This is a genomic window from Frankia canadensis (genome assembly GCF_900197875.1).
GTDB lineage: Bacteria > Actinomycetota > Actinomycetes > Frankiales > Frankiaceae > Frankia > Frankia canadensis.
Genome location: NZ_FZMO01000171.1, coordinates 1 through 8,331, shown reverse-complemented (window position 1 = coordinate 8,331; position 8,331 = coordinate 1). Strand labels below are relative to the sequence as shown.

The window sequence follows — 8,331 nt, the reverse complement described above, 5'->3', positions numbered from 1 at the left end:
GCCGGAAGGAGCCACGGCGCTCCCGCCGTGTCTCCTTCCGGCCGGCGCCTCCTTCCCCGCGGCGTCGCCCGCGGCCTCGGCGGTGGAATGGCGAGGCGGCGGCCCGCCCTGACCTCGCGGATAATTGACGTCGCAATTTCCTGGTGGCCATCTCGGCCATGTCGGCCGTCGATTTACCGGCCGGCTCGAAGTATGCGCGGCTGGCCTGTGGCCCGCCACGACCTGCGAAGACGCGCGTTCTTCGGTCGGTCGGTGGCGATCCGCGGCCGCTATCTTGTCATTGGCTTCTGTCGGAGTTCTGACAGTGGGCTCAGTCACGGTTGAATCAAATCGTGGGGTTCGTGTTAGACTTTCCGCGTACGCCGATTGACGGACGGCTATCGGAGTGCTGGCGACTGCCGGATTCTGATTATTTGCATGTTGAACTGAGCCATGATCGTCGAGGGATGGGTCGAGGGGTCCAAGGGTCGCGCGGGAGCGTGCACGAGCTCTGTGTCGAGGGTGGTGTATCTGTGCCCGGAAAGGCCCGGCGCGACGCCCGGAATCCACGGGAGACTGTGATGATCGCAACCTGTCTGCAGATAAAGGTCCTGGGTCCACTCGAAATCAGTCATGTCGTGACGGCGGCGGCCGGCGCGCCCCCCTTCGGAATCACAGCGGCCAAGGTTCGGCAGGTGCTGGCGATGCTCGCCGTCAACGCGAACTCGCTGGTGACCATCGAGCAGCTCATCGACGAGCTCTGGCCGGACGGGCCGCCCAGCACCGTCAAGACGGTCGTGCAGACCTACGTGTACCAGCTGCGGAAGCTGTTCGAGCGCAGCTTCGAGTGGCCGCGGGGCGCGGAGATCGTGGTGACCAGGCCGGGTGGTTATCTCCTCGAGATGCCGCGGGACAACCTGGATGTCTTCCAGTTCCAGCACCTGATGCGCTGCGGGAAGGACGCCCTGGCCGAGGGCCGGACCGCCTCCGCGGCCGACCTGCTGCGGCAGTCGATCGACCTGTGGCGCGGGCCGGTGCCGGCGGACATCGTGTCGGGTCCCTTTCTCCGGGGGCTCTCGGTCTATCTGGAGGAGCAGCGCCTGGAGGCCGTCCTGTTGCGGGTCGAGGCGGATCTGGCGAACAACCGCCACCGGGAACTCGTCGGTGAGCTCCGCTCCCTGGTGTCCACCCACCATCTGCACGAATCCTTCTACCTGCGGCTGATGCAGGCTCTGCACCGGTCCGGCCGCCGCGGCGAGGCGCTCGCCGTCTACCACCGCCTGCGCGACATCCTGGACGACGAGCTCGGCCTGGAACCCTCCGCCGAGGCGAAGCGGCTTCAGCGTGAGATTCTCGTGAGCAGCTGATCGAAGTCACCCGTGCCGGCGGAAGGGTGCCGGGCCTGAGTACGGATTGAGTGGCGATAGAGAGGGCGACCTTAGCGTCCCTGGCGAAAGGAAGTACAGGACGGATTCCCGTCCGGTACCTCCGCCAATGTATTCCAGGGGCAGAGGAGGTCATGTCCGGTATGCCTGGGCTGCTCTTTACCGGTCCATGTCCGCGAGTTCTGGCGGCGGGCCGGCGCGTTGTTGACGCCGACCACTGTGGCGGCACGCCGTGAACCGCCGGGTTGTGATCACGGGAATGGGGGTGCGGGCGCCGCGGGCGCGGGGGCGCGACGCGTTCTGGGAGCTGCTGTCCGCCGGCCGGACCGCCACCCGGCGGATCTCGTTCTTCGATCCCTCCCCCTACCGGTCGCAGGTCGCGGCCGAGGTGGACTTCGACGCGGCGGCGGAGGGCCTGCGCCCCGCGGAGATCCGGCGGATGGACCGGGCCACCCAGTTCGCCGTCGTGTGCGCGCGTGACGCGGTCGCCGACAGCGGGCTCGACCTCGCGACGGTGGACCCGCACCGGATGGGGGTGAGCCTGGGCAGCGCGGTGGCCGCGGCCACCAGCCTCGAGCGGGAGTACCTGGTGCTGTCCGACTCGGGCCGGCGCTGGGTGATGTCGCCGGACCAGCTGTCCCCACACATGTTCGACTACATGATCCCGAGCGTCATGCCCGCCGAGATCGCCTGGACCGTCGGCGCCGAGGGCCCGGTCGCGATGGTGTCGGACGGATGCACGTCGGGCCTGGACTCGGTGGGGCACGCCGTCGCGCTGATCCGCGAGGGCAGCGCGGACGTGATGCTCGCCGGCGCGTCGGATACGCCGATCACCCCGATCGTGGTCGCCTGCTTCGACGCCATCAAGGCCACCACCACCTACAACGACGACCCCGCCCACGCCTCCCGCCCGTTCGACGCGACCCGCAACGGCTTCGTGCTCGCCGAGGGCGCGGCCGTGTTCCTCCTCGAGGAGCTCGACGCCGCCCGCCGGCGGGGCGCCCGCATCTACGCGGAGGTCGGCGGATTCGCCAACCGGTGCAACGCCTACCACATGACCGGGCTCAAGGCCGACGGCCGCGAGATGGCCGAGGCGATCCGGGCCGCCCTCGACGAGGCCAGGCTCGACGCCACCGCCGTCGACTACGTCAACGCCCACGGTTCCGGCACCAAGCAGAACGACCGGCACGAGACCGCGGCGTTCCGCCGCAGCCTCGGTGACCACGCGTACCAGACGCCCGTCAGCTCGATCAAGTCCATGGTCGGCCATTCGCTCGGCGCGATCGGCTCGGTGGAGATCGCCGCGTCCCTGCTGGCCATCGAGCACCAGACCGTGCCGCCGACGGCGAACCTCGAGGTCGCGGACCCGGAATGCGACCTGGACTACGTGCCCAAACAGGCCCGCGAGCACCGGATCGACACCGTGGTGACCGTCGGGAGCGGATTCGGTGGCTTCCAGAGCGCGATGGTCCTGACCCGGCCGCGTGGACAGGGGGAGCGGCCATGACCGTCATCACCGGCCTGGGCATCATCGCGCCGAACGGCCTCGGCACCGAGCGGTACTGGGACGCGACGCTGTCCGGCCGCAGCGGCATCGGCGAACTCGACCGGTTCGACACCACCGGATACCCGTCCCGGCTCGCCGGCCTGGTGCGCGACTTCGACGCCGCCCAGTACCTGCCGGGCCGGCTGCTGCCCCAGACCGACATCTGCACCCGCCTCGCGCTCACCGCCGCCGGGTGGGCGATCGAGGACGCCGGCCTCGACACCGCGGCGGTGCGCGACTACGACATGAGCGTCGTCACCGCGAACGCGTCGGGCGGGTTCGAGTTCACCCACCGGGAGTTCCGCAAGCTGTGGACCAGGGGACCGGAGCACGTCAGCGTCTACGAGTCGTTCGCCTGGTTCTACGCGGTGAACACCGGCCAGATCTCCATTCGGCACGGGATGCGCGGCCCGTCGTGCGCCCTGGTCACCGAGCAGGCCGGCGGCCTGGACGCGCTGGGCCAGGCCAGGCGCACCATCCGGGCGGGCACCCGGGTGGTCGTGGGCGGCGGGGCCGACTCGGCCTTCGACCCGTGGGGGGCGCTGTCCCAGACGGCCGGCGGGCGGGTGAGCGCTGACCCGGACCCGGCCACCGCCTACCGGCCCTTCGACACCCGCGCGGCCGGCTACCTGCCCGGTGAGGGCAGCGCCATCCTCGTCCTGGAGGCCACCGAGTCGGCCCGGGCGCGGGGGGCCCGGGCATACGGCGAGCTCGCCGGCTACGCCGCCACCTTCGATCCCGCCCCGGGCAGCGACCGTCCACCCGGGCTCGGCCGGGCGGCGAGCCTGGCGCTGGCCGACGCGGGGATCACACCGGCCGAGGTGGACGTCGTGTTCGCCGACGCGGCCGGCCTGCCGGAGCTGGACCGGTCCGAGGCGCTGGCCCTGCGCGAGCTGTTCGGGGCGGGCGGGGTCCCGGTCACCGCGCCGAAGTCGCTGACCGGCCGTGTCTTCTCCGGAGGCGGGACGCTCGACGTCGTCTGCGCGCTGATGAGCATCCGCGACGGCGTCATCCCGCCGACCTTCGGCACCCGGTCGGTACCGGCCGAGTACGGCCTCGACCTGGTGCTCGGCACCGCCCGCCAGACGCGGGTGGACACCGCGCTCGTCCTGGCCCGCGGCCGCTGGGGATTCAACGCGGCCGTCGTCATCCGTTCCGTCGAGAAGGGAAGTTGACCATGAGTAGGACCATGACCATCGACGAGCTGCGGGACCTTCTCGTCGAGTGCGCCGGCGGTGACGACGCGGCGGCGCCGGCCGGCGACATCTCGAACGTTCCCTTCGAGGACCTTGGGTACGACTCGCTCGCCCTCATCGAGACCGCGACCCGGCTCAAGCTGGAACGCGGCGTCGTCGTGCCGGACGAGGTGATCGCCCAGGCGCGCACCGCCGGCGAACTGCTCGCCGAGATCAACGAGCGGATCGCCGCGTAGCCATGGACATCACGATGACCCACAGCCGGGTGGTCGCCGCGCCGGCGGACGACCTCTACCGGCTGATCGCGGACGTGACGCTCTGGCCGGTGATCTTCGGTCCGAGCGTGCACGTCGAGCACCTGCAGCGCGGCCCGCGCGAGGAGCGGTTCCAGCTCTGGGCGCTGGTCAACGGCGAGGTGCACAGCTGGATATCGCGCCGCGAGCTGGACCCCGACGCGCGACGCGTCACCTTTCGCCAGGAACGCAGCAATCCGCCGGTCGCCGGCATGGGCGGCGGCTGGTCGCTGCGCCCGATCGACGACCGCAGGACCGAGGTCGTGCTGGACCACTCGTTCTCGGTGAGCGAGCCCGGCGCGCGGGAGACGATCCGGGCCGCCGTCGACCGCAACAGCACCGAGGAACTGACCGCCCTCGGGCGCGTCGCCGAGCTCGGTGAACCGGTCGACGAGATCATCGACACCTTCTCCGACACCGTGGTCCTGGACGGCCGGCTACCGGACGTCTACGACTTCGTGTACAGGTCCGACCTGTGGCCCGAGCGGCTCCCGCACGTGTCCCGCGTCGACCTGACCGAGGGGGATCCCGGCATCCAGGTCATGGAGATGGACACCGTCACCGCCGACGGGTCGGCGCACACGACCTGCTCGGTCCGGGTCTGCTCGCCGAACGCGAGCATCGCCTACAAGCAGCTCGTCCCACCGAGCATGCTGCTGGGCCACAGCGGACGGTGGCGGTTCGCCGAGGTGGACGGCGGGGTCGAGGTGACGGCGACGCACACGGTCGCGATCGATCCCGCCGCCGCCCGCGCCGTGCTCGGCGAACGGTCCACCCTCGCCGACGCCCGCCGCCACCTGCGTGAGGCGCTCGGCGGCAACGGCCGCGCCACCCTCGCGCACGCCGGCCGGCACGTCACCGCCACGCCCGGCCTCGCGGGACCGGCGGGATCGCGCCCCGGCTCGTAACAGCACGGCACAGGAGAGCCCGAGGGATGGTCTCCCTCGGGCTCTCCGTCGTGAGCGTGCTGGTGTCAGCGTGAGCGTGCTGGTGTCAGGCCGTGGTCGTCAGGCGGTGGTGGTCAGGCGCAGCGGGAGTTCGCCGAGCCCGCGCAGCGTGTTGTTCAGTCGCCACCGCGCGGGGCCGGCCGGCGCGAGCGCCGCGGACGCCCGCTGCAGGGCGCCCACCAGGGCCTCGGCCTGGCCGTAGGCGAACACCCGGCCGAGGCAGGCGTGGATGCCGAAGCCGAAAGCGAGGCTGCCCGCCGGCCCGCGGGTGAGGTCGAAGCGCTCGGGCTCCTCCCAGCGGCGTGGGTCGCGCCCCGCCGCCCCGAACAGCAGGACGACCCGATCCCCCGCGCCGACGGTGACGCCGTCCACGTCGACGGCGCGGGAGGCGGTGCGGAAGAACATCTGGATCGGGGTTTCGAGCCGGACCGCCTCGTCGAGCGCGACCCGGATGAGCCGGGGATCGTCGCGCAGCGCGGCGTACAGCCCCGGGTCCGCGGCCAGGTACATCAGCAGTGCGGCGAGGCCCTTGGTCGTGGTGTCCATCCCCGCGACCAGGATGCCGCGGACCAGGACGGCCGCCTGCTCGCGGGTGAAGCCGTCGGCCAGGGCCCGTTCGTGGATCTGGGCGCCCCAGCCGTCCGGGCTGAGCTTCTCCGGGTAGAGATGCTCGTCGATCCACGGCATGACGGTCCGGGCCCGGCCCATCGCCTGGTCGAACAGCTCGCCCGGAGGGCCGTTGAGGTTGAACGCGGTCTCGGCGAACGCGGGCAGGAACTCCGCGCGCCCCTCCCGGGGCACGCCGAGCCCGTCGGCGAACACCGTGAGCGGCAGGGCCTGGGCGAGCGCGCCGACGCCGTCGACCTCGCCGCGGGCGAGGGCGTCGCGGACCAGCCGCCGCGCCGCCGCCTGGGTGGCGCCGCGCAGGTCGCGGCCCACCGACGAGGAGAACACCGAGGCGATCACCTGCCGGGCGCGGGTGTGCTCCGGCGGATCGGCCTCCTGCAGCTGGCTGCGCGAGCGCCAGGCCGATCCGCCGCGCAGGTCGGTGTACCCGGTGCCGGCCGAGGAGTAGAACCTCTCGTGGTCCTGCAGGGCGGATCGCACGGCGCTGTGGCGGGCGAAGGCCCACACCCGGTGGCGTTCCAGCCAGACGACCGGGCCCGCGTCCCGCAGCCGCGCGTAGGCGGGGTACGGATCGGCGAGGGTCTCGCGGGCGAACAGGTCGAGGTCGCTGGCCGGGACGGCCGCCGTCGAGGCTGGGACCGCCGTCGGGCCTGGGACCGCCGCCGTCACCAGATGGTCCTGGCGGAGAGGTCGGCGGTGAACCGGTGGTAGGAGCCGGACTGCAGCACGAGCATCAGCTCCAGCAGCTTCGCCTTGTCCCCGGCGACGGCGAACTGCCCGGTCACGAACGCGGTGGCCGCGTGCAGCTCGCCGGTCTGGAAGTCGACCAGGTCCCGGTAGGTGGCGGTGATCGCGAGGTCGGCGCGGTCCAGCTCGCCGCGCCCCGCCCGGACGATGACGCCCTTCTCGATCAGCAGGTAGTAGTCGACGCGACCCTCGGGGGTGTCGGTGGCGTGGAACTGCAGCCGCACGTTCACCGCCGGCATGTTCGGCTGGCTGGCCGAGGCCAGGCTCTCCAGCGCGGCCAGGTACTCCCCGGACAGGAACCGCAGCCGGGGCCCGGCGCTCCCGGTGGTCCCGGTGGTCCCGGTGGTCATGTGGCTTCCGTCCGGTAGCCGCGAAAGCGCACCCGCAGTTCCTCGACCTGGGGGAAGGCGACCCGGGCACGGTGGCGCAGGGGAGCGGCGATCTCCAGGCCGTCCAGGCGGTGCAGCACGACCGGGAAGACGACCTCCGCCTGCAGCCGGGCGAGCCGCCAGCCGGGACAGACGTGGATGCCCGCGCCGAACGAGATCGACGGCCCCTGCCGGCGGGTGACGTCGAAGGCGTCCGGATCGGTGAACTTCGCCGGGTCGCGGTTGGCGGCCGCGATCAGGGCCATGATCCGCGCGCCGGCGGGCAGCTCGACGCCGCCGATCCGAACCGCCTCGCTGGTCGTGCGGGGGACCATGTGCGCGGGCGGGTCGTACCGCAGCACCTCGTCGATCGCCGGGTCCAGCAGAGACGGGTCGGCGCGCACCCGGTCGGCCTGGTCGGGATGCTCGGCGAACAGGCGGATGCCGTTGGTGAGGAAGTACGTCGTCGTCTCGCTGCCCGCGGCCACGATCATGTGGCACATCTGGACGAGCTCGTCGAAGCTGAGCTTGTCGTCGCCGTCGCGGACCCCGATCAGCGCGGACAGCAGATCGTCGCCGGGCTGGCGGGTCTTCTGCCGGACCAGCTCCCCGTAGTAGCCGTCGAGGAACTCCGCCGCCTCGTCGGCCCGGCGCAGCTCGGTCGCGGTCATGCCCAGCTCGAAGGTGCGCTGGAAGTCGCGGATCGGCTCGCGCAGGATCGGGGCCTCGTCCAGCGGGATCCCGATCAGGCCGGCGACGACGCCCAGCGGGAGGGGGAAGCAGAGTTCGTTGCAGATGTCGCCGCCGCCGGCCTCGGCGATCGGGGCGATCAGCTCCTCGGTGCGGCGCCGGATGGCGGCCCGGTGCTCCTCCACCCGCTTCGTGGTGAACACCCGGTTGACGATCCGGCGCAGCCGGGTGTGCTCCGGCGGGTCCGCCCACAGCATGGCGGCGGCCAGCTTGCGCAGCGCCGGGTGCTGTTCCCAGTCGCCGCTGAACCGCCCGGCCATGAAGCGGCGCACGTCCTTGCCGACCTGCCTGCTGCGCAGCGTGTCGTTGACGTCGTCGAAGCGGGTGAGCGCCCAGATCCCCATCGCGCTGTGATGGACGGGGACGGCCTCGCGCAGCCGGCGGTAGCGCGAGTACGGGTCGGCCCTGCCCTCGGGTGAGAAAAGGATCTCGGCGAACGCCTCGTTGGCCGCGTGCACGGCCGTGGGGTCCGGTGGGGCGGTGGGGTCCGGTG

8 protein-coding genes are annotated in these 8,331 nt (G+C 72.0%); 5 read left to right on the top strand and 3 right to left on the bottom strand.

The window, feature by feature from the left end; all coding sequences use genetic code 11:
* The first annotated feature begins 560 nt into the window (after window positions 1-560).
* The 5 genes from C1A33_RS15265 to C1A33_RS15245 all read left to right on the top strand — a co-directional run bounded on the left by C1A33_RS15265 (window position 561) and on the right by C1A33_RS15245 (window position 5,307).
* Entirely contained in the window at window positions 561-1,346 is a 786-nt protein-coding gene (locus tag C1A33_RS15265) for an AfsR/SARP family transcriptional regulator (RefSeq protein ID WP_165818403.1), read from the top strand.
* Window positions 1,347-1,596: 250 nt separating this feature from the next.
* Window positions 1,597-2,871 (top strand): beta-ketoacyl-[acyl-carrier-protein] synthase family protein, encoded by a 1,275-nt coding sequence (locus C1A33_RS15260; protein WP_101832166.1) that lies wholly within the window; start codon window positions 1,597-1,599, stop codon window positions 2,869-2,871.
* Window positions 2,868-4,085, top strand: a complete 1,218-nt coding sequence (locus C1A33_RS15255) for a ketosynthase chain-length factor (protein WP_101832165.1) — start codon at window positions 2,868-2,870, stop codon at window positions 4,083-4,085. The genes C1A33_RS15260 and C1A33_RS15255 overlap by 4 nt, the downstream gene beginning before the upstream one ends.
* Before the next feature lie 2 nt (window positions 4,086-4,087).
* Window positions 4,088-4,342, top strand: coding sequence for an acyl carrier protein (locus C1A33_RS15250; RefSeq protein WP_207770320.1), 255 nt, complete (start codon window positions 4,088-4,090; stop codon window positions 4,340-4,342).
* 2 nt (window positions 4,343-4,344) lie between these two features.
* Complete coding sequence (locus C1A33_RS15245; RefSeq protein WP_101832163.1) at window positions 4,345-5,307, top strand: aromatase/cyclase; 963 nt, start codon at window positions 4,345-4,347, stop codon at window positions 5,305-5,307.
* 99 nt (window positions 5,308-5,406) lie between these two features.
* On the opposite strand, the gene C1A33_RS15240 is transcribed toward C1A33_RS15245, so the two are convergent.
* The 3 genes from C1A33_RS15240 to C1A33_RS15230 all read right to left on the bottom strand — a co-directional run.
* Window positions 5,407-6,642 (bottom strand): cytochrome P450, encoded by a 1,236-nt coding sequence (locus tag C1A33_RS15240; RefSeq protein WP_101832162.1) that lies wholly within the window; start codon window positions 6,640-6,642, stop codon window positions 5,407-5,409.
* Complete coding sequence (locus C1A33_RS15235) at window positions 6,639-7,070, bottom strand: SCP2 sterol-binding domain-containing protein (protein ID WP_101832161.1); 432 nt, start codon at window positions 7,068-7,070, stop codon at window positions 6,639-6,641. The genes C1A33_RS15240 and C1A33_RS15235 overlap by 4 nt, the downstream gene beginning before the upstream one ends.
* A partial coding sequence (locus tag C1A33_RS15230) for a cytochrome P450 (RefSeq protein WP_101832160.1) occupies window positions 7,067-8,331 on the bottom strand: 1,265 nt, incomplete at its 5' end. The genes C1A33_RS15235 and C1A33_RS15230, both read right to left, overlap by 4 nt.